The 24,456-nt window shown below is 37.8% G+C and carries 28 protein-coding genes, 1 other RNA gene and 1 other annotated feature; of the genes, 8 read left to right on the plus strand and 21 right to left on the minus strand.

Annotation, left to right across the window (positions count from 1 at the left end):
* Nucleotides 1-105: 105 nt before the first annotated feature.
* The 4 genes from JOC34_RS12880 to JOC34_RS12895 form a co-directional block, all read right to left on the minus strand.
* Nucleotides 106-945, minus strand: coding sequence for an SAM hydrolase/SAM-dependent halogenase family protein (locus JOC34_RS12880; protein WP_205137192.1), 840 nt, complete (start codon nt 943-945; stop codon nt 106-108).
* A gap of 53 nt (nt 946-998) precedes the next feature.
* Nucleotides 999-1,268: a binding site (T-box leader), on the minus strand.
* A 224-nt stretch (nt 1,269-1,492) separates the two neighbouring features.
* Nucleotides 1,493-2,539: an ABC transporter permease gene (locus tag JOC34_RS12885; RefSeq protein WP_205137193.1), complete on the minus strand. Its 1,047-nt coding sequence runs from the start codon at nt 2,537-2,539 to the stop codon at nt 1,493-1,495.
* Between the two features lie 3 nt (nt 2,540-2,542).
* Nucleotides 2,543-3,403, minus strand: a complete 861-nt coding sequence (locus tag JOC34_RS12890) for an ABC transporter permease subunit (RefSeq protein ID WP_205137194.1) — start codon at nt 3,401-3,403, stop codon at nt 2,543-2,545.
* Nucleotides 3,404-3,707: 304 nt separating this feature from the next.
* On the minus strand, nt 3,708-3,986 hold the full coding sequence (locus JOC34_RS12895) for a hypothetical protein (RefSeq protein WP_205137195.1): 279 nt from the start codon (nt 3,984-3,986) through the stop codon (nt 3,708-3,710).
* A gap of 442 nt (nt 3,987-4,428) precedes the next feature.
* On the opposite strand from JOC34_RS12895, the gene JOC34_RS12900 reads away from it, so the two are divergent.
* Nucleotides 4,429-5,343, plus strand: a complete 915-nt coding sequence (locus JOC34_RS12900) for a class I SAM-dependent methyltransferase (RefSeq protein WP_205137196.1) — start codon at nt 4,429-4,431, stop codon at nt 5,341-5,343.
* Nucleotides 5,344-5,922: 579 nt separating this feature from the next.
* Here the strand turns inward: JOC34_RS12900 and JOC34_RS12905 are convergent.
* The 9 genes from JOC34_RS12905 to JOC34_RS12940 form a co-directional block, all read right to left on the minus strand.
* Entirely contained in the window at nt 5,923-6,888 is a 966-nt protein-coding gene (locus JOC34_RS12905) for a quinone oxidoreductase family protein (RefSeq protein ID WP_205137197.1), read from the minus strand.
* A 718-nt stretch (nt 6,889-7,606) separates the two neighbouring features.
* Nucleotides 7,607-8,110, minus strand: a complete 504-nt coding sequence (locus JOC34_RS12910; RefSeq protein ID WP_205137198.1) for a DNA-deoxyinosine glycosylase — start codon at nt 8,108-8,110, stop codon at nt 7,607-7,609.
* Nucleotides 8,107-8,676, minus strand: coding sequence for a histidine phosphatase family protein (locus JOC34_RS12915; RefSeq protein ID WP_205137199.1), 570 nt, complete (start codon nt 8,674-8,676; stop codon nt 8,107-8,109). The genes JOC34_RS12910 and JOC34_RS12915 overlap by 4 nt, the downstream gene beginning before the upstream one ends.
* 18 nt (nt 8,677-8,694) lie before the next feature.
* Nucleotides 8,695-9,255 carry a maltose acetyltransferase domain-containing protein gene (locus tag JOC34_RS12920; RefSeq protein ID WP_205137200.1) on the minus strand — a complete coding sequence of 187 codons (561 nt, stop codon included), beginning with the start codon at nt 9,253-9,255 and terminating at the stop codon, nt 8,695-8,697.
* Between the two features lie 506 nt (nt 9,256-9,761).
* Entirely contained in the window at nt 9,762-9,893 is a 132-nt protein-coding gene (locus JOC34_RS22000; protein WP_275577700.1) for a hypothetical protein, read from the minus strand.
* Nucleotides 9,894-9,943: 50 nt separating this feature from the next.
* Nucleotides 9,944-10,714 carry an alpha/beta hydrolase gene (locus tag JOC34_RS12925; protein ID WP_205137201.1) on the minus strand — a complete coding sequence of 257 codons (771 nt, stop codon included), beginning with the start codon at nt 10,712-10,714 and terminating at the stop codon, nt 9,944-9,946.
* 174 nt (nt 10,715-10,888) lie between these two features.
* Nucleotides 10,889-11,503: a YdcF family protein gene (locus JOC34_RS12930; protein ID WP_205137202.1), complete on the minus strand. Its 615-nt coding sequence runs from the start codon at nt 11,501-11,503 to the stop codon at nt 10,889-10,891.
* A 15-nt stretch (nt 11,504-11,518) separates the two neighbouring features.
* The gene (locus JOC34_RS12935; protein WP_205137203.1) at nt 11,519-11,926 is read right to left on the minus strand and encodes a hypothetical protein; all 408 of its coding nucleotides are present in this window, start codon (nt 11,924-11,926) and stop codon (nt 11,519-11,521) included.
* A gap of 301 nt (nt 11,927-12,227) precedes the next feature.
* Nucleotides 12,228-12,605 carry a cytochrome-c oxidase gene (locus tag JOC34_RS12940; RefSeq protein ID WP_205137204.1) on the minus strand — a complete coding sequence of 126 codons (378 nt, stop codon included), beginning with the start codon at nt 12,603-12,605 and terminating at the stop codon, nt 12,228-12,230.
* Nucleotides 12,606-12,839: 234 nt separating this feature from the next.
* On the opposite strand from JOC34_RS12940, the gene JOC34_RS12945 reads away from it, so the two are divergent.
* A complete protein-coding gene (locus JOC34_RS12945; protein WP_205137205.1) occupies nt 12,840-13,796 on the plus strand; it encodes a multidrug resistance efflux transporter family protein in 957 nt (318 codons plus the stop codon).
* 34 nt (nt 13,797-13,830) lie between these two features.
* Complete coding sequence (locus JOC34_RS12950) at nt 13,831-14,412, plus strand: nucleotidyltransferase family protein (RefSeq protein WP_205137206.1); 582 nt, start codon at nt 13,831-13,833, stop codon at nt 14,410-14,412.
* Nucleotides 14,413-14,449: 37 nt separating this feature from the next.
* Here the strand turns inward: JOC34_RS12950 and JOC34_RS12955 are convergent, their stop codons facing one another.
* From JOC34_RS12955 to JOC34_RS12985, 7 genes are all read right to left on the minus strand, one after another.
* Nucleotides 14,450-14,818, minus strand: a complete 369-nt coding sequence (locus tag JOC34_RS12955; RefSeq protein ID WP_205137207.1) for a VOC family protein — start codon at nt 14,816-14,818, stop codon at nt 14,450-14,452.
* 143 nt (nt 14,819-14,961) lie between these two features.
* A non-coding RNA gene (gene ssrS, locus JOC34_RS12960) (6S RNA) lies at nt 14,962-15,148 on the minus strand.
* Between the two features lie 79 nt (nt 15,149-15,227).
* The gene (gene sspL / locus JOC34_RS12965) at nt 15,228-15,368 is read right to left on the minus strand and encodes a small, acid-soluble spore protein L (protein WP_205137208.1); all 141 of its coding nucleotides are present in this window, start codon (nt 15,366-15,368) and stop codon (nt 15,228-15,230) included.
* A gap of 42 nt (nt 15,369-15,410) precedes the next feature.
* Nucleotides 15,411-17,006 carry a fatty acyl-CoA synthetase gene (locus JOC34_RS12970; protein WP_205137209.1) on the minus strand — a complete coding sequence of 532 codons (1,596 nt, stop codon included), beginning with the start codon at nt 17,004-17,006 and terminating at the stop codon, nt 15,411-15,413.
* Between the two features lie 535 nt (nt 17,007-17,541).
* Nucleotides 17,542-18,018, minus strand: coding sequence for an RDD family protein (locus tag JOC34_RS12975; RefSeq protein WP_205137210.1), 477 nt, complete (start codon nt 18,016-18,018; stop codon nt 17,542-17,544).
* A 12-nt stretch (nt 18,019-18,030) separates the two neighbouring features.
* Nucleotides 18,031-19,026, minus strand: a complete 996-nt coding sequence (gene sppA, locus JOC34_RS12980) for a signal peptide peptidase SppA (protein WP_205137211.1) — start codon at nt 19,024-19,026, stop codon at nt 18,031-18,033.
* Between the two features lie 90 nt (nt 19,027-19,116).
* On the minus strand, nt 19,117-19,749 hold the full coding sequence (locus JOC34_RS12985; RefSeq protein ID WP_275577701.1) for a 3'-5' exonuclease: 633 nt from the start codon (nt 19,747-19,749) through the stop codon (nt 19,117-19,119).
* A 178-nt stretch (nt 19,750-19,927) separates the two neighbouring features.
* On the opposite strand from JOC34_RS12985, the gene JOC34_RS12990 reads away from it, so the two are divergent.
* Entirely contained in the window at nt 19,928-20,464 is a 537-nt protein-coding gene (locus tag JOC34_RS12990) for a flavodoxin family protein (protein ID WP_205137213.1), read from the plus strand.
* Nucleotides 20,465-20,517: 53 nt separating this feature from the next.
* On the opposite strand, the gene JOC34_RS21795 is transcribed toward JOC34_RS12990, so the two are convergent.
* On the minus strand, nt 20,518-20,901 hold the full coding sequence (locus tag JOC34_RS21795) for a PepSY domain-containing protein (RefSeq protein WP_239544365.1): 384 nt from the start codon (nt 20,899-20,901) through the stop codon (nt 20,518-20,520).
* Between the two features lie 239 nt (nt 20,902-21,140).
* Here JOC34_RS21795 and JOC34_RS13000 point away from each other — a divergent pair, with 239 nt between their 5' ends.
* From JOC34_RS13000 to cydS, 4 genes are all read left to right on the plus strand, one after another.
* On the plus strand, nt 21,141-21,566 hold the full coding sequence (locus JOC34_RS13000; RefSeq protein ID WP_205137214.1) for a general stress protein: 426 nt from the start codon (nt 21,141-21,143) through the stop codon (nt 21,564-21,566).
* Nucleotides 21,567-21,837: 271 nt separating this feature from the next.
* Nucleotides 21,838-23,184 carry a cytochrome ubiquinol oxidase subunit I gene (locus tag JOC34_RS13005; RefSeq protein WP_205137215.1) on the plus strand — a complete coding sequence of 449 codons (1,347 nt, stop codon included), beginning with the start codon at nt 21,838-21,840 and terminating at the stop codon, nt 23,182-23,184.
* Nucleotides 23,181-24,206 (plus strand): cytochrome d ubiquinol oxidase subunit II, encoded by a 1,026-nt coding sequence (locus JOC34_RS13010; protein ID WP_205137216.1) that lies wholly within the window; start codon nt 23,181-23,183, stop codon nt 24,204-24,206. The genes JOC34_RS13005 and JOC34_RS13010 overlap by 4 nt, the downstream gene beginning before the upstream one ends.
* Nucleotides 24,207-24,220: 14 nt before the next feature.
* Nucleotides 24,221-24,331 (plus strand): cytochrome bd oxidase small subunit CydS family protein, encoded by a 111-nt coding sequence (gene cydS / locus JOC34_RS22245; protein WP_420856143.1) that lies wholly within the window; start codon nt 24,221-24,223, stop codon nt 24,329-24,331.
* The last annotated feature ends 125 nt before the right edge of the window (nt 24,332-24,456 follow it).

Below are 24,456 nucleotides of genomic sequence, written 5' to 3' on the forward strand. Positions count from 1 at the left end.
CATTTAGTGGGGGTTTTACTGCCCGTAAAACTACGATAAAGAAAGGCAAATAGCAGCATGACTGTATTTACCTTTCTTTTCTAACACCTCAGCAATTTGGGCAATCTATATTTTACGTATACGTATTTTCCAGCTAGCACCCGTTCCGATACTATATGCTTTAGCAAATGATCCTTGGTTTAATGCGATTCCTAATTTATCAAGTGAATTGACATAGAGAAGTGGTTCTCCCAAACGGCTCTCTGCAAATGAACGTCCATATCTTACGTTATTCTTATATACTTCCTTTGCATTATGGATGATCGTAACCTCTAGTCTATCTCCATATTCAATCTTCGCATCAAGAAATAACTCCCGGTTAATATTGGTCCAGAGGTTTCCAAATCGTACGTCAAGGATGTCGATATTGCCATGAATCGTTTCTTCTGTGATAAATGCTTCAGGATTCTCTAACTGGACAATATCTTCCACCTTAATGGATGGTCCCACTTCCTCAAATGAGATTACATTTGCTGCCAACCGAGCAGCAGTGTATGCATAGACATCCCGACCATGAAACGTATAGGATTCACCGGAGTTTGGAAGGCGATTGACTTTTTCATCGATAATACGAGCTTCAACAATCCCGATATGATCTTTTATATGTGTTAATGTTCCATTATCTGGTGTTGCGATATATTGATTGTCTGATGTTTTCACTACAATACTTAAGCGCTCCGTTCCAACTCCTGGATCAACAACGGATACAAACACAGTATCTTCTGGCCAGTAGGTAATCGTTTGATACAATCGATAAGAAGCTTCCCAGATATTAAATTGTGGAATGTCATGTGTTAAATCAAAGATACGAACGGATGGATCAACAGAAATAGCAACACCGTACATTGCACTGACTGCACCATCACTAACACCAAAATCAGTTTGAATAACTAAATTTTTACCCATGAAAAGACCTCCATTGTTTGTAATTAAAAAAACCACGCCATTATCGAATAAACGATAAGGACGTGGTTGGATTGACGTGGTGCCACCTTACTTCGCTATATGTTCACACATACAGCCTCATCAAGTACCGAGTGTCTATAGACACTTTATACTGTGGTATGGATAACGAGTACCAAATCTCGTCGGAACCTACTGATATCAAATGATACGTTCAGCACGAAACTCAGGGGCCATTGTTCAGATTTATATCTTTGCTCCTTCTCAGCAATCAGAGCTTTCTGTGAAAAATAACTAAATCTTACTTTTCCCTTCAACGTTGTTCAATAATGTTTTCTTTAAATTATTGCTAGTATACAGAATAAATACAAATAAATCAAGTTTAACTTTAGATCGAATTGGAAAGAGACTGTAAAATTTATTCCTATTAAGAATGAGAAAAAGAAGTATTTTATAAAGATGATGATAGTTTTTCTATATTTTCCTTATAGTGTTACACCGATTTGATTTATTGGAATTAGTATTATGATAGTTGTCTAGGGACGGTTCGTTACTTTTCATGATCACGTATAAACTCAAAATCTAAATACTGTGGTTCCCGTGGTGTAGTTTTCTTCTTTAAATGCTTCTTCTTCCTTTTTTTAGTCCCATGTCTATCTTCAAGAAAAACATCTTCCATCCCTTTAATCACAAAGTTAAATGAGAGAATCACAAGTGCAAAGGCCATGGCAGGGCCAAAAAAAGTCCAAGACCAGCCGTGCAAATGTTCAAATCCCTCACCAACGATTCCGGACCATTCACTTGAAAGAGAAATGTATACTTTTTCTGTCGTATCAGTATCAAGTTTCTTCTCCAATGTTCCACCAAACAAGACATGAAAAAAGCCAAGATGAATTAACAAAATCAGTACCTGGACAACTTCTTGCATGAATTGGATCAGTAGACGTGGTCTCATATGAGGTAGCACATGTTTTCTCAATATATGAATAGGGCTGCCTCCAAGTGTTTTCGCGGTTGTAATAAATTCTTCCTTATATACTTGGTTGATTTGATTACCAATCAATAAAGAAGTGGTTGGAATAGCTACAACCGTTAATACAAACAATTCAAACACAACTTTTTGCACAAAACTAAATTCATCTTCAAAACCGAATGGTATCATCATCACATCAAAAAGGAGCACATAACAGACCAGTGCTGTCGGAATATAATAAAACCCATTCACCAACCCACTAAAATACTTGTTCAGTTTGGGAAGGTAGTTTCCTAAAATCAGTCCAACAAAGGATGAAATAATAACTCGTAAACCAGCTACAATGACAGCAATACCGATTGTATATTTTGCTCCTTGTATTAACACGAAGAACATCTGTTGTCCAGTCGGATCCGTCCCAAGAGGAGGCACTTCAAGTGGGTTAAATGGTCCACTTGCAATAATCTTCCCCTCACCATTGTACAAGAAGGTTGTCACCGGAATCTTGCTGTGAAAAAATATCGCATGAATCAAACTAGATGATACGAGTAAAATCAAAAAGATAAATCCAACTAAAAATAATGGATGTTTGCATAATTTTTTTAACCGGCTTTTCGCATACATAAGTTAAACCTCCACCTGCCTGCCGGTCGTTTTTTCAATAATAACCTGTCCAATGGCCTGCATAACATAAATTGGGACAAACATAAACAACATGCCCACCATCAATACTTCTGGCACAAAATGATCGAACATGAAGCGCATGATCCCATCTACTTTAAATACATATTCAACAATAAGCAGATTAGACAGCATAAAGCCTATTACAGACTTTGCATGTAGAAAGATATTTATAATGGCATTTCGTAATACATGGGAAAATAAAACCTTTTGTTTTTTTAAACCTTTTGATCGCGCAACATCTATATATAATTGAGAGGCTTCTTCCTCAAAGTCATAAATCATGATTCGATAAAAAAGCAATGTCGGCATGATGGTAAGTACAATAATTGGCAGGAGAAGGATTTTTTCATCACCAAAAGCCGCGATATTAAAAATTAAAATGTTCGTATGCTTATAAATAAGAATCACAATAACCATAAAAAGTCCGACTACGAGAATGTCTGGCATAGATTCTCCAAGAAAAAGAAGAAATTTAATTTTTTCACGTACTTTTTCTGATAAAAGCATTGTGAAGAAGGTTAATACCATAGCCAGTAAGAAAGAAATAAAAAAGGCTGTGAAAATTAAGGTGATGGAATATCCCCATCGTGCCCAAAAATCGGGAAACAATGCATACGTTTCCTGACCAATACTATAAGTTAATGCATTCGGATGAACAAAGCTTGACACGATCGTTCCTACTGTAGATATGTAAGCAGGAATGTCTACTTTTATTCCTTGGAACAAAGCAGGAATTGCTGCTATAAGGACAATGCCAATGGTTGTCAATACAAATTTTAATAAAATTCGATAGTAAATACGCATACGTTACCTTCCTTTACATTGCTGTTTACCTTATATACTTTTAAACTACATTCAATATTTGATTTCAAGATGTAAGGAAGAACAGTCTACACAGCCTGAACTAACAAAACGTGCTTTCTACGACTAAAAACCAAGAAAATCTCACAGAAAAGCAAGCACGTTCATTAGCCAAATTAAAGGGCATCCATCCATTCACTCATTCTTCACTTTATTCATTCAACTAGACTGTACATTTAGCACAAGAAGAGAAGCGACTTTTTTATTGAAGCATTGCACCGGTTAGCTCTAGTGAAACAACAAAAAGTTAATCCCAAAACTGAAGCGTTAGCATCAACCATAGTATTGCAAATCCAAAATTAACAAAATAAACCTTTTTATTTTCTCCTTGAAAATAACTTTCAACCCCATCTATAATTGAACCTATCCCTGCCAAGATGAAGATTAACCTAAAAAAAGAAAAATCAACACCTTTGATTGTTCCCATTACCAACAAGATCACCATTGTTGTCAACATTAAAATCCTTATCACAATAATTGGTTTTGCACTTTTCTTATTGCTTCTTTCTTGAAAAAATAACCCCACTATAAAACACCGCCTTGAAACAATTTAAAGATAGTGTAACATTATGCTTCAACTAAACTGCAGCGTTAATTGAAGAAATCTCCTTCACAAATACTGTATTTATTTTAACATAAGTATTCCGAATAAATTATAATAATAAGAAAATAATATAATATAAATCTCTTTTGGAAACTAGGAAGTAATGCTTTAGTTCAAAATGCAATCATATAACTGCTTTTGTATCTTGATAATTTAGCTCGGAAGGGTTCATTTCCATCCTTCAAGTCACATAAAATCAACTTCTGTTCCGATTGCTATTTTACCTAAATGGATTAAATGTTCAATTGAAAATAATTGACAAAAAATATTTTTTATGCTATAATTTACAGTTAAACTATTTACGTGTATAATGAGATTCTCCTGGCCGGGGGAATCTCATTTTTTATTGAAGGAGGACACTTTGATGAAACAAAATAATTTTAGTTTAACTGCTTTAATATCAGCTTTCGGTAGAGCTTATCATAGTAAATATGACACACCTAAAATTTTTGATGATTTTATCGCAAAAGATCTAATTAATAAAAATGAATTCTCAGACATTAGTGAGAATATGATTCAGGGAATACAATTTTTCAACAACGATATTGCTCAAAGGTTTCAAGATAACCCTGACGAAATTTTAAAATGGATTACACAAGTCCAGCTTTCTCCAACACCATTGGCACGTGCCGCATATTGCGAAAAAGTATTACTTCATGAAGTTACCTTAGGATCTGAACAATATGTAATACTCGGATCCGGATTGGATACTTTTTGTTTTCGCTACCCAGAGTTGAAAAATAAAATAGAAATATTTGAAGTTGATCATCCTACGACACAAACATTTAAAAAGGAACGGTTAACAAACGCCCAATTAGAAATCCCAGATAATCTCCATTTTGTTCCAATGGATTTTACCAAAGCATTTTCTTATCAAAAACTAATGAATAAGGGATTTGAGAACAAGAGAACATTCTTTAGTCTTTTAGGCGTTTCTTATTATTTAACGAAAGAAGAAAATACAAGATTGATGGAGAATTTGTTCGCTGATGTTCCAACAGGTAGCTCCATCGTTTTTGATTATGCAGATGAGAGATTATTTGACGTGAACGGAAAATCAAACAGAGTTGCCAATACGGTAAAAATGGCGGCAGCAAGTGGCGAGCCGATGAAGTCATGTTTTTCTTATAATGAAGTTGAGAAAATGTTAGATGCGTGCGGGTTATTTATTTATGAACATCTATCACCAAGTGATATTGATAAAACATACTTTGCTAATCGAAATGATTACCTATCGGCCTTTGAAACGACGCATTATATACATGCTGTAAAGAAATAAAATACCAAAAAGCTATCACCCAATCTCTAATGAGAGTTGGGTGGTTTTTATATGTATAAGAGCTTTCCTAATTAAATGGTAATACGTTTCATCTATAGTATTTTCAACTAAATCACAGTATTCCATTTGTCCCCCTAAACTTCTTCATATGGATTCCAATATCAAATACTACCAATGTTAGACAGTTAACCCCTAGGCTTTATACCCTTAAATCTTCTTCTGTTTCCATTAAAAATTTTTCATCTGCCGCTATTACCAACTTATTATAAAGTTCGTCATACAGGGCTTTTATCTCTATGAAGCTACTAGCAAATATCATATAATACTGGCAAATCATTTAACTGAAACCCTTGTGTTTTCCATGGTGTCACTTATAGTCATCCCACATTAAGCCAAATACATCATGGTCTACATACTTATCGTATAACCACTCAGAAAAGTTTTTCAGCATGCTCTAATAAACTCAATTCGCTATCTTTGTTAATCGTATATGTAAACATAAAACACCTCCAAAATCTTAAGAATGAAAATTCTAAATTCATTAAAGTACTGATCGTAAAAGAGGATCTATTCTGATATCTAAACTTTAAGCAAAACCTTTCCTTCATAATTACGACTTTCAATTAGTTGATGTGCTTCTGCTGCATCACTTAAATGAAATATTTGTGCTATCCGAAGCTTAATCTGTTTTGAGTCAAATAGTTCTATCACTTTTTCCGCAACAGGTGTTAATCTTGCTGGATGATGTTTTCTCGTTGTGCCTAAGCTAAACCCCTTAACATTTCTACAACTACTATGAACATCGCTTGTTTTAAAGGTACCTGCTTTACCACTACTATTACCGAATTGTACAAGTGTGCCATATAATGCTAAGCAGTCCAAACTCATACTTGTAACATCACCAGCAACTGAATCAAAGATAATATTTGCTCCTTGATTATTTGTTTGCTTTAAGGCTTCCTGTGTAAATGATTCATAAGTGCATACAACATCAGCGCCTAATTTTTTCACATAATTTACTTTATCTATATTCCCAACAGTAGCAATAACTTTTTGAACGCCAGCTAATTTAGCTAGTTGAACAAGCATCGAACCAACTCCGCCAGCTGCACTATGTATAACAATAGAATCAGATGCTTTTATTTGCCCAATTTCATGTAAAAGAATATACGATAACATGGATACAGTTGGCATTGCTGCAGCTTGTTCAAATGATAGACTATCTGGAATCTTAAAAACTAATGGTTCATTTGCAATAACATATTCTGCATATGAGCCGCTTTTAGGAAAAGCAATCACACGATCCCCTATTGAAAAAGGCGAATTTGCATTAGATTCTACAATGGTTCCCGCAGCATCCAAGCCCAATATGAAAGGAAAACTTTCTTTTCCTTTATTTCCAATACGTGTTTTTATATCCGCATAGTTCACACTCGTAAAAGCTACTTTGATTAAGCATGCTTTATCTTCTATTTTTGGTATCTCAATATCTGAATAGGTAAGTACACTCGCATCGCCAAATTCACTTTGGACTACAGCTTTCATTTTTAAAATCCCCTTTCCAAACCCGCCAAACTGCAATAAAACTTTCTGATCTATTGCACTCGTATTATAACTACATATAATATATGTTAGCATAATATTACGAATCCTTATACGCTATTTTCACATTATAAAAAGACGATCATTTTGATAATCGCCATGTTCAATATTTGCATCTGTTACTTTAAGTTCGTTAATTTACGATTCCTTGTAATTGCGATGCTTTTCTTAGTCTCTAGTTCAAGTACATACCTTTACAACATTACTTTAAATATACAATCTTCCTATTATTCAAACCATTCATACTATAAAGTACCTAAGAACATTGTACCATTTCTCAAAAATTACAACATTTACCATTTTTTATGTAGTATAATAAGAAGAACAGATTGGACGAGGTAAGCTTGTTAAAGCAGTAAGAGCAAATGGAAATTTAAATGTCTTTTACTTGGTCGCTTAAGCCCTTCATGAAAGGGGTTGAAAGCTCGTGATACCAATTGACAGCACACTTGAGTTGATATTTTTGTTCGCCACACTCGTCTTGTTAATTGTGAACAGCAAAGAAAAAAAGTAATTCATCCTAGAATTGTAAGACATACGGGATAATTACTTTTTTTCATTCCCTGAAACAAAGCTTCCGCGCCTTGTTCCTATCTGCCGGAGTCGTAAGTTGCCGCTTATGACTCCATTTTTATTCTATGCTATTCATTTTAAAAAACAACTAAATAAAGTCCAAAATCTGTTTCCATGCCTGTACTTTTCCATCGAAGGTTTTGGTGTAACGACCCGGTATTGGGCTTGTGGATGGCATTTTCACGACATGGACATTTCCCAGTTCACTTTTTGGAAAACTTTTCATAAACGTTTGATAGGATTTGGTGCCATTGCAAGCGATCATTTGAATGCTGGGGTAATCATTAAGCAAACCAATGATATCATTTGGCTCGTCCGCTGTGATATTCATATCTAAACTTCCTTCACGATAACAAGCACCGATGGAATCCCATAATGCGATATGATGCTTTTTTACAAAAGAAAGCTTCTCATCATAATTTATGATTTTTTCCTGATCAAAAAGTGTAAATAAAATGTCCCAAAAATGATTACGTGGATTCCCGTAATATTCTTGTTTTTCTAGTGAAATACCGCCTGGCATGGAACCAAGGATTAACACTTTTGGATTTACGGGTAATACAGGTTCAAATGAAATCAATTTCTTAGTCACTTCTTATCCTCACTCTCTACGATATGATTAGCCCCCATGAAATGAATACCATTAAATGTAAGGCGGTAAACATCCGGCATCTTAAGCGATTCCCAGAAGAAATAGTCATACCTCGGGTCAAAATAATTCATGATCAACACCATGATATTACCATGCGTTTCAATTACAATGTTTTTCCCGCTATATTTTTCTAGTATATCATATGTGGCCCGAATGCTTCTCTGTTGGGCAAAAGCATTCGATTCTCCACCCTCCCAGGAAAATTGCCAATCATTCCACAATTTAGTGATCGCCGCTTGAAAATCAGTAACAGCGTTTTCTGCCAATCTACGTTCCTTAAATTCATTTATGATCTCGATCCTTTTATCATAATAATCAGCGACACCCTGTACCGTTTGGATTGCTCGCTGATAAGGACTTGAAATGATATGATCCATTTTTTGATATTGAAGCAGTTTTGTAACATGTCTTGCATCGCGAAATCCACGTGTAGATAACGGACGTTTCCACTCATCAGGGGTGTATATGGAATGTGCATGTCTTACAAGATATAGATTCGTAAGCAATGGCTTGCCTCCTATAAATTAAACTTCAATTTGCTTTATCACTCTGGCAGGATTTCCACCTACAAGCATATTATCCAATACATCTTTTGTTACAACGGCACCAGATGCAATAACAACATTATCTCCAATATTTACGCCAGGGTTAATGATCGCTCCCCCACCGATCCATACATTGTTACCGATCGTAACTGCCTTCCCATATTCTGCGCCTGTATTACGCTCATATGGATTTAGCGGATGTGTAGCCGTATAAATGTGAACGCCAGGCGCAATAAAGCAATTATCACCAATCGTTACGCCACCTTCATCCAATATGACGCAATTATAGTTTGCATAAAAATTCTCACCAACATGAATTGTATAACCATAATCACAACGAAAACTTGGTTCTATGTATAATTCTTTTCCAGTTGAACCAAATAATTCTTTTAAAAGTGTCGTTCTTTTTTCTAATTCCGTCTCCTTCGTTTGGTTAAACAATCGCGTAATACTTCTTGCAAGATTACGTTCCGCTTCTAATTCCTGATCAGCCGGATAAAATAACTCTCCGCTTAGCATTTTCTCTTTTTCTGTTTTCACTTGACAGTTCTCCTCATTTATCTATTTACTTAAATTTGTCTTTTATATACACTACATACACCCGAGTAACCTATGTATTATTTAACGATTTTCATTATAACATAAAAAGAACTGCGTTCATCTAGTGTCATATTGGCAGTGCTGCTTGCATCATGTTAAACCCACCTTTTCAGAATTAGCTTCCGTGCACTTTTTGTTTGTAAATTGGATTTTCGTGGTATATTATACATAAAAAGATTAAGCAAGCGTAAAATAATAAAAACCGAAGATACGCGAATATCCTCGGTCAGCAATGAGCCGCTCACCCTTCAAGAGGGGTCAGCGCTAGTAAGGAATAGACCTCACTCGGCTGGTAAACCTAAGAGAGGTCTATTTTGCTATAAATAAAATATATCCATATTTTATTTCTGCATAAGTGCAACTAAAGCATTTCGCCTGAAGACATGGCGAATGCCAAGTTTTCTAAAATGGATAAAAACACTATCAGCAAAAAAATATATGTTCCTTTATGAATCCTCATCTTTCTTTTCTTCGATACGCGATAATCGCTCATTCCTTTTAAACATTACTACAACCGCACTTATAACCGCGACGATAATTGCAATGATCATGAGAAGGAAAATAATTTGAAATATCATGCATGTCTCCCATGTTAATTCCTCCAACTATATCCATGCAGAAAAACCTCCTAACACGTTTTATCTTTCCGCATAATGTGCTTGATAAACGCCATACACTGATCCGCAATTAATTCTTTATCATTATCAAGCGTTGCCACATGATAACTGTTTTCTAAATGAACGGTATTTTTATTCTCTGATGAAATTGTATTGTAAATTTCCCTCGAGTTTTGAGGTGGTACAACATGATCAGCAATGGAAGAAAATATCAGTGCTGGTGCTGTTACTTTATGAAGATTTGTTCTGACTTCATCTGTTAACTTCAATAGTTCTTTCATCGATTTCACTGGTGTTAATGGATATGCAAGCTCTTCGACACCGGGCTTCAGGATATCTGATCCAATCCCAGCTACAAATCGCTCGCTTCCATCAGCGATTTCTTCGTAGTAATCTCTCATCCCAGGTAAATCTATTGCTGCGTTAATCGGCATGATTCCTGCAATTTCCGGATACTGTTCTGCGAGATAAAGTGTTAACGTTCCACCCATTGACAGCCCTGCGACAAAAATAGTTGTACACGTTTCTTTAAGCTTTTCCACCCCCGATTTCACGTCCCCTATCCAATCGTTGAATGAAGCTCTTTCCATATCTTCTTGATGTGTCCCGTGGCCAGTTAATCTCGGTCCATAAACCGTATATCCCGTTTCAGCAATACGTTCACCTAGATATCGCATACTTTGCGTCGAACCGGTAAAACCATGAATGACCAAAACGCCTACATCATTTCCTTGGTAATAGAATTCCTCTGCATATTCAATTATTGGATGATTTTCCTTCATAAATGGATGCCCCTCTCGAAATTTTGTTTTTTTCATTGTATATATTGCTGCTGCGCCTCTCCAATCTATAGAATATCTTTTTTTAATAAGCTTCACAGCGAGGTCGTATAGCTTTTATTCAACCCCAACCTTTCTCCTCACTCCGAATCCAGTAATATTTTATAACTTGGGCAACTAATCACCAGATATCTCTACTTCCTCATCGATAATAATCCCTCGCTTCACATAGTCAATAAGTTTACTTGCTTCTCTTTCTACACGCTCACGACCAAATGGATAATTAAACCAATTGCTCTTCTGGGTTGTTCGATCATCAACGGTACATAATGAATAAGTAATCCAGCTTGGCATGTACGTTTTCAGCACTAAATGCATGCGCCGCATGTGAATCGCTGCTGTTACAATAATAAGTCGATTGATATGATGCAGATCGTATGCCCTATCCAGAATCAGCATGGAAGCAAGTACATTTTCTTTTGTATGTCGCGATACTTTTTCAACCAGAATATCATTTTTAGGTATACCAAGTCTCATTGCTTCATTTGCTAGCAACTCAGCTTCTGTCAAATTAGTTCCTTTCCAAATGACGCCACCAGAGAACAAGATTTTATTGGCTCTGCCCTCCTTATATAATTGAATTGCTTTTGGTAATCGATATTCCACTGCCCTACTGCTTCCGGGAACAAAGATACAGTCTCCCGATTTATAATTATCATCTAAGTTATTAAAAAGTAATTCTGTTCTTTGTCGATCAGAAAGCTGCTCGGGCTGCAACTGTGAAATCTTCATCGTTCTTCCTCACTCCTAATCACGGTTTCCGTCTCTTTCTTTTTTCTTCCTAGCTAAGGTCTGTCTATACCAAGCTTCAATTGGCTCTAATACTTTATTCAATCTGGGTGATAACTGAATGGACCTGAGACTACTTATAAAGAAGTACCACCAAACCAATAAATACAAGTAACCTAAAACGATAAATAAAGCCCATGGATCCTTTGAACCAAGTTGGGCAAACAAGTATTGAAATTCATTTAGCCCCTCTGTCCTTCCTACAGTATAAACAAAACTGACCATTGGCACGAGCAATGAAAGTATAATCGTTATCGCTGACAGAACACTATATCTTTGTCTAACCCAGTTAATAACGCCACTAATTAATGTTGAAAACAATATAATATAATAAATAATCCAAAACCATTTTGGCAACGTTAGCAACGCTCCTCACTCCTGTTATATATTTTAAGTTGGCCTGTCTTGATCTATAGCCTCTCATCTATTTTACAATATATTTGGATGCTTTTGTTAATTCTCTGCAGAGATATTGCGGAACCGCCACATATGTATCGATTAAGTTGTGTTTTATCATGCTGCTTGTATCCATATATCCTTCCAATACTAAAAGTTGTCAGTCTATATAGTAATTCGGCAAAATTCCCTTGCTTCCTTTATTTTATGTAAATAAAGAAGCACTCCATTATAAAAGAATTAATGGAGCGCTTTGTTCAGTCCTTTTCTGTTAATTTGTTCCACTGCTTAAATTCTTTAATATATTATAACCGAAGAAAAAGATACCAATTACTGTTAATGCTCCACCAATCGTCGCAATGGGAAAGAATACTTCTCCCCATCCTAATATCCCACCTGCAATCGATATCATCATTACTGGAAGTCCAATATTATGGAGCCAGAAATGGATTTTTGCAGCCGTTGTTTTTCCTAGTGCAGGGACTAATATATAAATAATACCAGCTATCGAAAGGGACATCCAGCCCAATAAATTAACATGAACATGTACTGTGGCTAAATCAAACACATGAAATGCGGACATGTACAATCCAAACGTAATACCAATCATAAAATAAACAACTGCGATCTTAATTAATTTTACGCCCATTTTTATGCCTCCCTTCTTATATGCCGTTACTTATTATATGAAAGGGAGCAGTTCTCTTATGTTAGTTTCATTGATTTCCCTTTGACCGGAGAGCTAAAATCGTAAACTTCGAGCGCTTGACAATGAATTTCGAACAATGGGTTGATTTCAACAATGGAAGGTATTCTAAAAGAGAAAATTTTGATATGATAGCAATAAGTTTGAAATATCAAACAGGATGCCCGGGGTGATTTAGTGAAAGCAATTCTAATCGGTATATTATCGGCATTATTTTTCTCTGTTACATTCGTATTGAACCGTTCCATGGAATTAGACGGTGGGAGTTGGATTTGGAGTGCATCGCTTCGGTTTATATTTATGTTGCCAATATTATTCATCATCGTAGGATATAAACGTAATGTAAAACCGGTTATCGTACATATGAAAAAAGCGCCACTTGCCTGGATTGCGTGGAGTACGGTAGGGTTTGGACTATTCTATGCACCGCTCACATTTGCAACTATCTATGGTCCAGGTTGGCTTGTTGCCGCAACTTTTCAACTGACAATCATTGCTGGATCACTGCTCGTTCCGTTTATGGATAAAAAAGTGAAACAACGTATCCCCATTCAAAGTGTGCTCGTATCCTTGATTATTCTGGCTGGCGTATTTATTATGCAATTTGAACATGCTGCGTCCGTTCCAATGAGGAGTGTTGTGCTTTGTATTGTACCACTTATTATATCAGCATTTGCTTATCCACTCGGTAATCGGAAGATGATGCAAGTTGTTTCAGGTGAATTGAACACTTTCCAACGTATACTTGGTATGACAATCGCTTCGATGCCCTTTTGGATTATCCTTTCTATCTTTGGGATCATTGTAGACGGCCTACCAAATTCGGGTCAGATGTTACAAACTTTTATTGTTGCGATATCTTCTGGAATCATTGCGACAGTGCTATTTTTCTATGCAACAGAAATGGTGCAACATGATAACCAAAAATTAGCTGGCGTGGAAGCCACCCAATCTGGGGAAGTCGTTTTTGCTTTATGTGGCGAATTATTACTATTGAGTGCCCCACTGCCAAGCACTGTTTCTTTTATTGGAATGGGACTCGTTATCATTGGAATGATCTTGCATAGTATTATTTCGGCGCTGGCTAACCGGAAAAAAATGCAGATCTATCAAAAGGTTGCAAATGAAGATTAGAAAAACGATTTGCATCGACATGGAGGTTGTCACCGTGGATTTAAAAGATGAACAAGATGTGATTGCTTTAATAGCTAAGGATCAATGGATGATGGATATCCTGCAGGCAGCGAAAACATTAGATTTGCCTGATTGGTGGATTTGTGCAGGTTTTGTACGATCTAAAATTTGGGATACGTTACATCAATTTGAGGAGAGAACTCCGCTACCTGATATTGATGTCATTTACTTTGATGAAAAGAATATGAGCGAGGCAGAAGAAAAACAGCTGGAAAAAATATTGTGTGAAATCATGCCTGACATTCCATGGTCCATAAAAAACCAGGCAAGAATGCATTTGCGAAATAACGTAGATCCCTACTATAGTGCAGAAGACGCAATTGGGAAATTCCCAGAAACCGTAACGGCTCTGGGAATCCAGCTTGATAAAAATAATCAACTCAGACTAACTGCACCACACGGGGTAAAGGAGGTACTAGCAATGCGCATTCATCCTACCCCGTGCTTTAGAAAATCAGCACAATTAATGAACATTTATCAAACACGAATCAATCAAAAAAACTGGGAGAAGCACTGGGATTTGATCCAATATGCTGGTGAAAGAGGTCCAAACTAAATCGAGCGCCTCCATCGGATTCGCGAATGCAGTCTCCTCATTCCCATTCCAAAAATTCAATCCGGTTTCCAAATGGATCTCTTACATAAAAACGATTCGCTCCTGGAAGGCGTTCATCCACAACAAAATCCACATGTTTCCCATGTAAGTAGTCTTTCATCGCTATAATGTTTTTTACACGGATTGCTGGATGAGCTCTTTTGGCTGCAATAAAAGGATCCTCGAGTCCAACATGGATATTTACTGATCCCAGCTGGAACCATGCACCACCCTGTTTCCGTAATAAAGCAGGCTTCTCGATTTCCTCAAAGCCAAGAATCCCACAATAAAACTTTCGCGCGCGTTCTTCCCCACCAACTGGAATTGCCAGATGTACATGATCAAGCCCTTCATACTGAAATGTCATCCAAACCCTCCTCAAAGTTACTATCATTCTATTCTTTTTCCCGCAATATGTATAATACTTTACACAAATAAACGATAAAACATTTACTTATACAAAAGGGACCAGTTTCTATTGAAGAAACTGGTCCCGGTTATTTGTAAAAGATACAGGCCACAATTGCCGTATTTTTAATAAAAAGTTTTAAACCACCACTTCTCCAAGTGGGTGTTTGCAGAAAGCTTCTTGTCTTCCGCTGCATAATGACGGCGCGACATTTCGCTTTCAATGTAAAACTCCCTATTCATCTGTTAGAGGTTAAAACTTAAATTCATACGAACATCGTAGCTTGTAAATTCATTATAACCCTTCCGCATAAAAACTGCAACGAAAAATACTTCCTATTTTTATAATTGTGCTATTTGCTCACCTATTAACCCTTTGTTTGCTTCTTTTTCGCCCGCTGCTCAAGCTGGGACTTTGGCTCCTGATCTGCTTCATCCTCAGCGTATCCTTGTGGATTCACACTCGTACGGACCCGCGTCTCATTCCAATTATCATTCTTTTTTGGCATTAGAATCACCTCCAGTACATAGCGTTTCCTGTTTAGCTCGGATTATGATTTTCCAAGCTGCTCGTATTGATCCCTCAAAGCACGTTTCAAAACTTTTCCGCTCGGATTCTTTGGCATATCCTTTATGAACTCCACATGTTTCGGTACTTTATATTTTGCTAATTTCGCTTTACAGAAATCAATGACATCATCCGTCGTTAAACTTTTCCCCTCTTTTAAAACGATAATTGCAGTCACCGCTTCGATCCAATAAGCATCAGGAATACGAATTACCGCTACTTCTGATACACCATCTATTTGGTAAATGATTTCTTCCACTTCTCTGCTCGAAACATTTTCACCACCTGTATTGATCATATCCTTTTTACGATCAACAATCGTGACATATCCCTCATCATCCATGACACCAAGGTCGCCACTGTGAAACCAACCATTTTTGAATGCTTCAGCCGTTTTATCCGGATCATGCAAATATCCTTTCATTGCATGTGGCGTTCGATGAACAATCTCTCCGGTTTCTCCCCTTGCCACTTCCTGATCATGTTCATCCACAATTTTTGTTTGGACATTTAATGTAGGTACGCCGGCAGACCCTAGTTTCCGCAATTGATCTTCCGGTTGGAGTGCCGTTGCAAGTGGGGCAACCTCCGTTTGTCCATAAAAGTTCCATATACGTGCATTTGGCAATCGTTCGGCCAATTCTTTTAAAACTTCCCGTGGCATAATCGCTGCACCATAATAACATTTTTCCAGTGTCGACAAATCCCGCTTATCGAAATCTGGATGACGTAATAATGCGATCCAAACTGTTGGAGGACAAAATAATTGCGTTGCTGCCTCTGTTTCAATAGTTTTTAAAATCAATTCTGGGCTTGCTTCTCCCAAAATAACCCCGCTGGAGCCTAAATAAACACTTGGTCCCAGGAACACATGTAACTGTGCACTATGATAAAGTGGCAGTGCATGAACGGCCACATCCTCTGCCCCCATCTTTCCATCCACAATGCTGCTGACGTATTCACTAACAATACTCTTATGAGAGAGCATGACGCCTTTCGGACGTGATTCAGTACCACTTGTATACAGCACCTGTGCCAAGTCATCATCAGCAATTTCCGCTTCAACAAAAGCAGTCGATTGGTCCGCACGAGCCCCGGCTAATGTTATCCAGGAAGGATCGCTTGATTCCGAAGTATTTATCAAATATCGTTGTTTAATTTCCAATCTTCCAACAGACTGATCGAGGATTGGCGCATATTCTTCAGAAGCAATGAATCCGCTTACTTCAGCGTGTTCCAAAATATACTGCACATCTTCCATCGACAACATATAGTTGATAGGGATCATCACAGCACCAATCCGAGCCAAAGCGAAATTAACGACAACAAAATCCAGACTGTTTTTGGACATGACGGTTATCATATCCCCTTTCTTCATGCCATCCGCTAAAAATGCCCGTGATGTCTGATTGACCATATCATCTAATTCTGCGTAGTTAACGCGCTCCTTTTGATAGGCAAACGCAAATTTTTCCGGCATTCGATCGCGTGTCCTTGCCAATAGATCACCTAGTGTATTACGCCGGGCGCGTGACAACGTTTGATCCAGTTCATCATTTACATGTGATTCCGTTTGCATTTTTACCACTCCTCCAATAGATTTTATAATGGTTTCCACACTAAATATTCTATTTCTTATTTTAATTCAGATAATTAAATGTGGCAAGCTTATATAATAAGAAAATCCAAGAAGACCACTTGGTCCTTATAGATCCTCTATCAAGTAAGATGTCCGCTATGGGAAGTCGCTTTCCGCGGGTGCCTCGGCAAGGGGTATGTCGACGTTGCCCGCAAAGGGCGGTTTTAGTCGACCTTCATCAATGCTTCCTCGAAAGCAAAGAACACTTTCTGCGGGATCTTCAGTTGTTGCTTTTCCCGCAGGAGTCGACTTCCCTCCGCTCCCATCACCATAGCGGAGGAAATACACGTAGACTCCTGCAGGAAAAGCGCAGTCGCTGAGACCCCGCAAGAAAAGTGGGATTCTTTTCTGAGGAGGCTCAGTGCAAGCCTGCGGAAAGCGTAGTGTGTTTCTGGAGCGGTAGGTATATTGGCCGCCATTCATTTATACTTTTACATGTAATAAAGCCTGGAGTACCATTCCCCCAGGCCTTATCCTAATCTGTAAAAACTACTTTTGTATTTCCAATCATATCGTGAATCCCTTGTTTATCCGTATTAAAAGCAACAACGAGGTAAAGAAACATGGTAATAAAAAACACACGTTGGATAAACCTGCCTATCACTTCTCTAAATAGCAGATCCCCCCACTTCAATGGTTGATGATCCCCACGAATTACTTTTATTCCAAATATCATCTTTCCTAGCGTCTGACTAAAATACTTGGTCATTAATAAAAAATAGACATAATAAACAACTGCTCCTATGATCCCTGTTACCGTCCAAAAGCCGATATCAATTGCTTTACCGTCATTTATAAATTGAAACGGGATGAGCAAAATACCGCTTATACTAAAGATAACAATTAAATCGGCCAGGTATGCCCAGAACCGCATCCAAAAACCTGCATACCTTGTTTCGCCAATCGGAGGCGTGTTTTCCGATGTTGTATATACAGTTTGTTCTTCACTCATAACGGTTCCTCCCTACTTGGAATATAAATACATGGCACGTGGTGCACCTGAGTCCCTTAATAGTTCTTTCATACCGACTAAATCAGATTCCGAACCAAAAATATTTTGCACTTTTCCACCGATTAGTTCACTAATAGGGGAATTATTCTCATATTCGATGACAGTGGCATTTTTCAAATCATAATCGTCCTTCATCATGGCAATCGTATCATCCATAGAACCTAAATCATCAACTAAACCATTTTCTTTTGCTTGGGTTCCAGTATAGACACGTCCATCACCTAACTGCCTTACTTCCTTGTCTGATAATCCCCGTCCATCAACAATTACTTGTACGAACTCATCGTAAAGCTCATCAATCATTGTTTGCAAAATGTCACGTTCATCATTCGTCATTTCACGATTTGATGACATAATATCCTTGAATTCCCCGCTTTTTATTGTATTAAAATCAATGCCAAGTTTGTCCGCCAATTCCGCGTAATTCATGCTTTCCATAATGACACCAATGGAGCCGGTCAATGTGGCTGGATGGGCTACAATTTTATCAGCAGGAGCAGCGACGTAATAACCACCTGATGCTGCTGTATTACCCATGGAAACATACACAGGCTTTTCATATTTTTCCTGAATTACTTTGATTTTATCATGGATTTCCGCACTCTCAACAACACCGCCACCAGGCGTATTCACTTGTAAGATAATGCCGTTTATTCCACTATCTTCCCCTGCTTCTTCAAGCATTTCCAAAAATCGTTTATGATTATATCCATTTGAAGTCAACAAACTACTGTCGGAACCACCCTGAATGACTCCTTCCAGATTTAATACAGCGATTTTCTCCGTACCCTTTCCGTTATCAATGATTTTTTCATTAAAATTCTTTTCACCCTGGTTAAATAGTTTCGAGAAGTCAGTAGTTGCAATCGACGTTGTCAGTTGAAAGCCAATTGAAATAACAAATAAAACCGCAGCAATAACCAACGCAATCCAACGTTTTTTATCCATATATGTTCCTCCATTTCATGTATCGTCACTTATAAGCATATACTTTTATCGTATGGTTTCCTAATCTGATTTAATTGATACAGATTTAGACTAAATGTAAAGCTTGTTGCTTCGTTTGGACCGTTTTAATTTTGGCGGGAAATAACCGTGATCGTAAATTTTTCCTTTTGTCATTTGACATTTCTCCAAAAATTGGTCAAGGAATCCGGTTTGATAAGTTTCCATTGCTTTCATTAAAACCTTTGCCGCCACCCTAGCATCTTCCAATGCGTGGTGGTGTTCAAATGTAATACCATGACTTGCTGCCAGTGTATTTAGTTTATGATTGTGCAAATCAGGCCAAACCTTTTTAGCTATATTCACGGTACAAAGATATTCCATTTCAGGATATGGCAGGTGAAAATAATCCAACGTTTTTCGCAACACACTCATGTCAAAACTGGCGTTGTGAGCAACGACTACATGATGCGCCAAATATTTATGTAGTGTCGGCCATAACTCCTTAAACGTTGGGGCTTCCTGCACATCTTTTTCAGTAATGCCATGAATATAGGTGTTCATTGATTTGAACGCCATTAGCGGGTTTATTAAACTATAAAACTCATCAATAATTTCGTGTTCATTGGCAACAACAACACCAATCGCACATGGACTATGCCGCTGTTCATTGGCGGTTTCAAAATCGATGGAGATAAAGTTCATTGCTGATACGCTCCTTTCCATTAGCTGAACTACATACAAAATCACATATTATTTGCATGGTTAATAGGATACTAATGATTTACTTTCTTCATTATACCAATTTACCTTTATGAACAACAATAAAAGAATATAGGGCGTGCTACTTACGATCTGAATGATCTGTACACGTATTTAGTAAGAATCACAAGGAGGAATGGGCATGACAATAGCAATCATACATGGGTCCAGTCGGGAAAATGGGAATACGGAATATTTAACCTACCAGGCTATTTCAAAAGAACGGGGAACACATATCTATTTACGGGATCATACGATACATCCGATTGTCGATGAACGACATGCAGACGAAGGGTTCCAAGAGGTCGAGGACGATCATAAGAAACTGATTGGTCAAATCCTCACGCACGATGTCATTGTTTTTTCAACACCGATTTATTGGTATAGCATGTCAGGCCCAATGAAAATCTTCATTGATCGCTCATCACAAATTATGCGGGATCCCGATTATGCTCATTTTAAGCAAGGGATGAAGGGAAAGAAAGTTTATGTTATCGCTGTTGGTGGCGACCAACCGCGTATAAAAGGATTACCGCTTATTCAACAGTTCCAATATATTTGCCAGTATTACAGTATGTCATTCGAGGGATATATAATCGGAAAAGCAAGCAGACCCGGGGATATTAAAAATGATAAAAGCGCATTGGAAGCTGCTTCCAGCTTGTTGCAGGATCGGTAACATAACGAAAAAAAGCGGGGAACTGGATCAATCACTGTCCCCCGCTTTTTCATTTAATCCAATTCTATTTCTACTATTTCACCTGTGTTCATATTAACAGCAACTTCATACTTTACACCCTGTGCTGTTACAATATCCACTTCATATACTCGCACACCTTTTTCCGTATCCATTTCCACTTTTACGACTTGCCCAGGCACCTGTTCAAGCGCAATATTCATTGCCTCTTCAATTGTAATCTGGCGATGAAAATGCTGCCCGTTATCATAATTCATAGGATTATTCCATCCTTGGTCCTGTTGCCATTCCGGTTGTTGGTGATACGGATTTGGTTGTTCTTGATATGGATTCGGTTGTTCTTGATACGGATTTGGCTGTTGTTGATATGGGTTTCGCTGTTGTTGATATGGATTTTGATGATTCCAATTGCGATGCATATATCATTCTCCTTTTAGGTTAGTAAACTCATTCATCATTCTATTCGTTTGCCTATGATAGGTGCCCTTCCTTCTGGAAAATAGGCAAAAATCCAATATTTGTAGTTTTAAATTTATATGAACGGGTAGACACAATATAGGATATTCTAACTGGCTGTTTTCATATACTGATGGGACAAACTCAAGGTGCAGTCCCCATCTTTTAGAGAACAGCCTTCTATAAAAAGGAGATGAAAAAAATGTCTAACGAAGTATATGGTCCTTTTCCTTCTGTAGACGAAGCAGTTGCCTTGGTGGACGGATTACAATTAAAAGGGACAACAGCTGATGATATTTCTATCTTCACAAATAAAGATCATATGGAGGAACTAAAGAAGCGGACGGCAGTAAAGGTGGAAACAGATAAATCCGATTCTGATGAGGTAAAACAGGATACATTGATGGATAAGGTAAAGAATATATTCGTTCATACGGAAGATTCAACATTGAATATGCATGACAAGTTAGTTCATTTAGGCGTTTCCGACAAGCATGCAACAGTCTATATGACAGCTATTGAAGCTGGTAAAATATTGGTAGTTGCAGATGATAAGGTACGAATGGGACATGATCCGCTGTTTGATAGCGACTACGATGGGTCATTAAGTGTACGCAGAAACGTATAATTTTTATATAAAGTCGATTTATATTATACTAATTAAGCAGGGATGTAACTATAGAAGACACCTCTGCTTTTTTTAATCTCTTTTTATTGATGAAAAAGGAAACATTCACCTATTGTTCAATGGTAAGTTATAAATTCGTCATAAAAGAGGCGTTCAAAATTCTTATTTAAGGGTAAGATAGATAGTAGGGTTAATTCCATAAAACATAACTTGAAAATGCTTATGCTCAAGTGTGCACGTAAGAAATTTTATTTTAAAAGGAGGGTCACCCTTGCTAAGTGGGGATTCAGTACTTAATAGTCGGTTATTAACCGAGCTTACGCTATCATTTCACATTATTTACGCAACGATCGGGGTCGGTGTACCGCTCATGATCATGCTTGCGCAATGGGTTGGAATTAAAAAAAATGATGAACATTACATTGTACTCGCAAGGCGCTGGGCACGAGGTTTTGTTATCACCGTTGCGGTTGGTGTTGTAACAGGAACCGCAATCGGTCTACAACTATCATTACTATGGCCGAATTTCATGGAGCTTGCAGGTAATGTGATCGCACTGCCACTATTTATGGAAGTTTTTGCCTTTTTCTTTGAAGCAATCTTCCTAGGGATTTATTTATATACGTGGGATCGTTTTAAAGATCAGCGCAAACATTTATTACTATTAATTCCTGTTGCAGTTGGCGGGGCTTTTTCTGCAGTATTCATCACGATGGTCAATTCATTCATGAATGCGCCAGGTGGATTTGAACTGGTCAATGGAGAACTTATCAATGTAAACCCGCTTCTCGCCATGTTTACAGCCGCTATGCCAACAAAAGTATCACATGTTGTTGTGACGGCATTCATGACATCCGCATTCATACTTGCAGCAATTGCGGCGTTTCGTTTGTTAAAAGGATCCGATCATGTTTATCACAGAAAGGCACTTTATCTCACGATGAAAGTGGGACTTGTCTTCTCTATCGCTGCGGCTTTGATTGGGGATTTCTCCGGTAAATATTTAGCTGAATATCAACCGGAAAAACTAGCTGCTGCCGAATGGCACTTTGAAACGGAAGAAGCTGCACCACTTGTCATGTTTGGTTATTTAGATGGCACAGAGATAAAGTATGCCTTAAAAGTTCCATTCGGACTCAGTATACTGGCACATAATGATCCTCTCGCGGAAGTAATTGGGCTGGATCAATTTCCAGAAGATGAAACACCACCACTTATCATCCACTACTTCTTTGACACGATGGTAGCTGTTGGGATGATCATGATTGCAATCTCACTTGTCTTCTGGGTAGGTAATTTGCGAAAATGGACATTTGTTCATTCCAGGCCTTTTTACTGGATCATCGTTTTAGGTGGATTCTTATCTGTCCTTGGTATCGAGGCTGGTTGGTGGATGGCTGAAGTTGGCAGGCAGCCATGGATACTCCGTGGCATTATGACCACTTCTGAGGCAGCAACCACCAGTGATCATGTCGGATGGATGTTTATATTGTTTGCATTATTGTATCTGATTTTAGGCGTCGGTACAGTCGTTGTACTGAAACGGATGTTTAGAAGTAATCCAGTTGAGAAGGAACTTCTGGAAAGATATCCTAATAAAGGTGGTGAAGAGACATGAACTTAGAAATTCTGGGAATTATGGTACTCTGGACATTTCTATTTGGTTATGTCATCGTCGCTTCAATTGATTTTGGCGCCGGATTCTTTAATGCGTACAGTGAGTTCCGGGGGAAACAACATATACTTTCTAAGATCATTCAACGGTACCTTTCACCTGTTTGGGAAGTTACCAATGTGTTTCTCGTATTCTTTTTCGTTGGGATCGTTGGATTCTTTCCGAGTACAGCATTTTATTATGGTACAACACTGCTTGTCCCGGTAAGCTTCGCGCTTATCCTGCTTGCAATCCGCGGATCTTATTATGCTTTTGAATCATACGGCTCTCAGGGGCACAAAGGGTACGCATTTATGTACGGGATGGCCGGAATATTGCTTCCTGCCTCGTTTTCCATCGTGCTCACGATATCGGAAGGCGGGTTTGTATCCATGGTCGACGGCAACCCGGTTCTCGATTATTGGGAATTATTTAGTAGCCCATTAACATGGAGTATCGTAGTACTGAGTATTATTGCCGTATTATATATATCTGCTGTTTTTCTCACTTGGTATGCAAATAAGGCCAAGGACGTTGAGGCAACAAACTTAATGCGGAAATATGCTTTAATTTGGGCATTACCTACCATCGTCACTGCATTAGGTATCATTTATGAATTGAGCTTTCATAATCCCGAACATTTTACACGGATGGTGGATCTATGGTGGGTATTCGGATTATCATTCTTGTTGTTTATTGCAACGGTAGTACTCATTTGGAAACGAAAAAAATACGGACTCGCCTTTGGTTTATTGATAGGTCAATTCGCGCTCGCATTTTACGGATATGGTGTCTCGCATTACCCATACCTGTTGTATCCTTATTTGACGATTTATGACAGTTTCACAAACGATGCCATGGCCATTGCGCTCATTGTAGCATTTATAGCTGGACTGGCGTTGCTGATACCTTCCTTGTACTTGTTGATGCGACTGTTTTTATTCAATAAGGATTATGTGAAAGGTAATAAGAAAAATAAAGCCTAAGAGGTGACTTGAAAATGGATAGTTTTATGTTATTTGTCGCTCCTTTTATTGTACTGATCGCAGGTCTCGTTATTACATTTTGGATCGCTCCTAAAGATGGGGCTGCCCGAGAAAGAGATAAATAAAGATGGACCCAGGAATCCTGGGTCCATCTTTTTGTTTCAAAAGTCTTTTCCACAACATTGAAATGAACAATTGTATATTTGAAGATAGGTGTGGAGCATGACATAACTCTCCGATTACCGCAAAT

Origin of the sequence: Virgibacillus halotolerans (assembly GCF_016908515.1) — a bacterium.
Lineage (GTDB): Bacteria > Bacillota > Bacilli > Bacillales > Amphibacillaceae > Virgibacillus_M > Virgibacillus_M halotolerans.

Excerpts from the sequence above, each read along its gene's own strand:
- JOC34_RS12930 (WP_205137202.1), bottom strand. The coding sequence starts at position 11,503 with ATGAAGATTTCACAGTTGCAGCCCGAGCAGCTTTCTGATCGACAAAGA.
- JOC34_RS12905 (WP_205137197.1), bottom strand. The coding sequence starts at position 6,888 with ATGAAAGCTGTAGTCCAAAGTGAATTTGGCGATGCGAGTGTACTTACC.
- JOC34_RS12975 (WP_205137210.1), bottom strand. The coding sequence starts at position 18,018 with ATGAGTGAAGAACAAACTGTATATACAACATCGGAAAACACGCCTCCG.
- JOC34_RS12990 (WP_205137213.1), top strand. The coding sequence starts at position 19,928 with ATGACAATAGCAATCATACATGGGTCCAGTCGGGAAAATGGGAATACG.
- cydS (WP_420856143.1), top strand. The coding sequence starts at position 24,221 with ATGGATAGTTTTATGTTATTTGTCGCTCCTTTTATTGTACTGATCGCA.
- JOC34_RS12970 (WP_205137209.1), bottom strand. The coding sequence starts at position 17,006 with ATGCAAACGGAATCACATGTAAATGATGAACTGGATCAAACGTTGTCA.
- JOC34_RS12880 (WP_205137192.1), bottom strand. The coding sequence starts at position 945 with ATGGGTAAAAATTTAGTTATTCAAACTGATTTTGGTGTTAGTGATGGT.
- JOC34_RS13010 (WP_205137216.1), top strand. The coding sequence starts at position 23,181 with ATGAACTTAGAAATTCTGGGAATTATGGTACTCTGGACATTTCTATTT.
- JOC34_RS12955 (WP_205137207.1), bottom strand. The coding sequence starts at position 14,818 with ATGACATTTCAGTATGAAGGGCTTGATCATGTACATCTGGCAATTCCA.
- JOC34_RS12900 (WP_205137196.1), top strand. The coding sequence starts at position 4,429 with ATGAAACAAAATAATTTTAGTTTAACTGCTTTAATATCAGCTTTCGGT.
- JOC34_RS12940 (WP_205137204.1), bottom strand. The coding sequence starts at position 12,605 with ATGGGCGTAAAATTAATTAAGATCGCAGTTGTTTATTTTATGATTGGT.
- JOC34_RS13000 (WP_205137214.1), top strand. The coding sequence starts at position 21,141 with ATGTCTAACGAAGTATATGGTCCTTTTCCTTCTGTAGACGAAGCAGTT.
- JOC34_RS12985 (WP_275577701.1), bottom strand. The coding sequence starts at position 19,749 with ATGGAAAGGAGCGTATCAGCAATGAACTTTATCTCCATCGATTTTGAA.
- sppA (WP_205137211.1), bottom strand. The coding sequence starts at position 19,026 with ATGGATAAAAAACGTTGGATTGCGTTGGTTATTGCTGCGGTTTTATTT.
- JOC34_RS22000 (WP_275577700.1), bottom strand. The coding sequence starts at position 9,893 with ATGATATTTCAAATTATTTTCCTTCTCATGATCATTGCAATTATCGTC.
- JOC34_RS21795 (WP_239544365.1), bottom strand. The coding sequence starts at position 20,901 with ATGCATCGCAATTGGAATCATCAAAATCCATATCAACAACAGCGAAAC.
- JOC34_RS12885 (WP_205137193.1), bottom strand. The coding sequence starts at position 2,539 with ATGTATGCGAAAAGCCGGTTAAAAAAATTATGCAAACATCCATTATTT.
- JOC34_RS12925 (WP_205137201.1), bottom strand. The coding sequence starts at position 10,714 with ATGAAGGAAAATCATCCAATAATTGAATATGCAGAGGAATTCTATTAC.
- JOC34_RS12890 (WP_205137194.1), bottom strand. The coding sequence starts at position 3,403 with ATGCGTATTTACTATCGAATTTTATTAAAATTTGTATTGACAACCATT.
- sspL (WP_205137208.1), bottom strand. The coding sequence starts at position 15,368 with ATGCCAAAAAAGAATGATAATTGGAATGAGACGCGGGTCCGTACGAGT.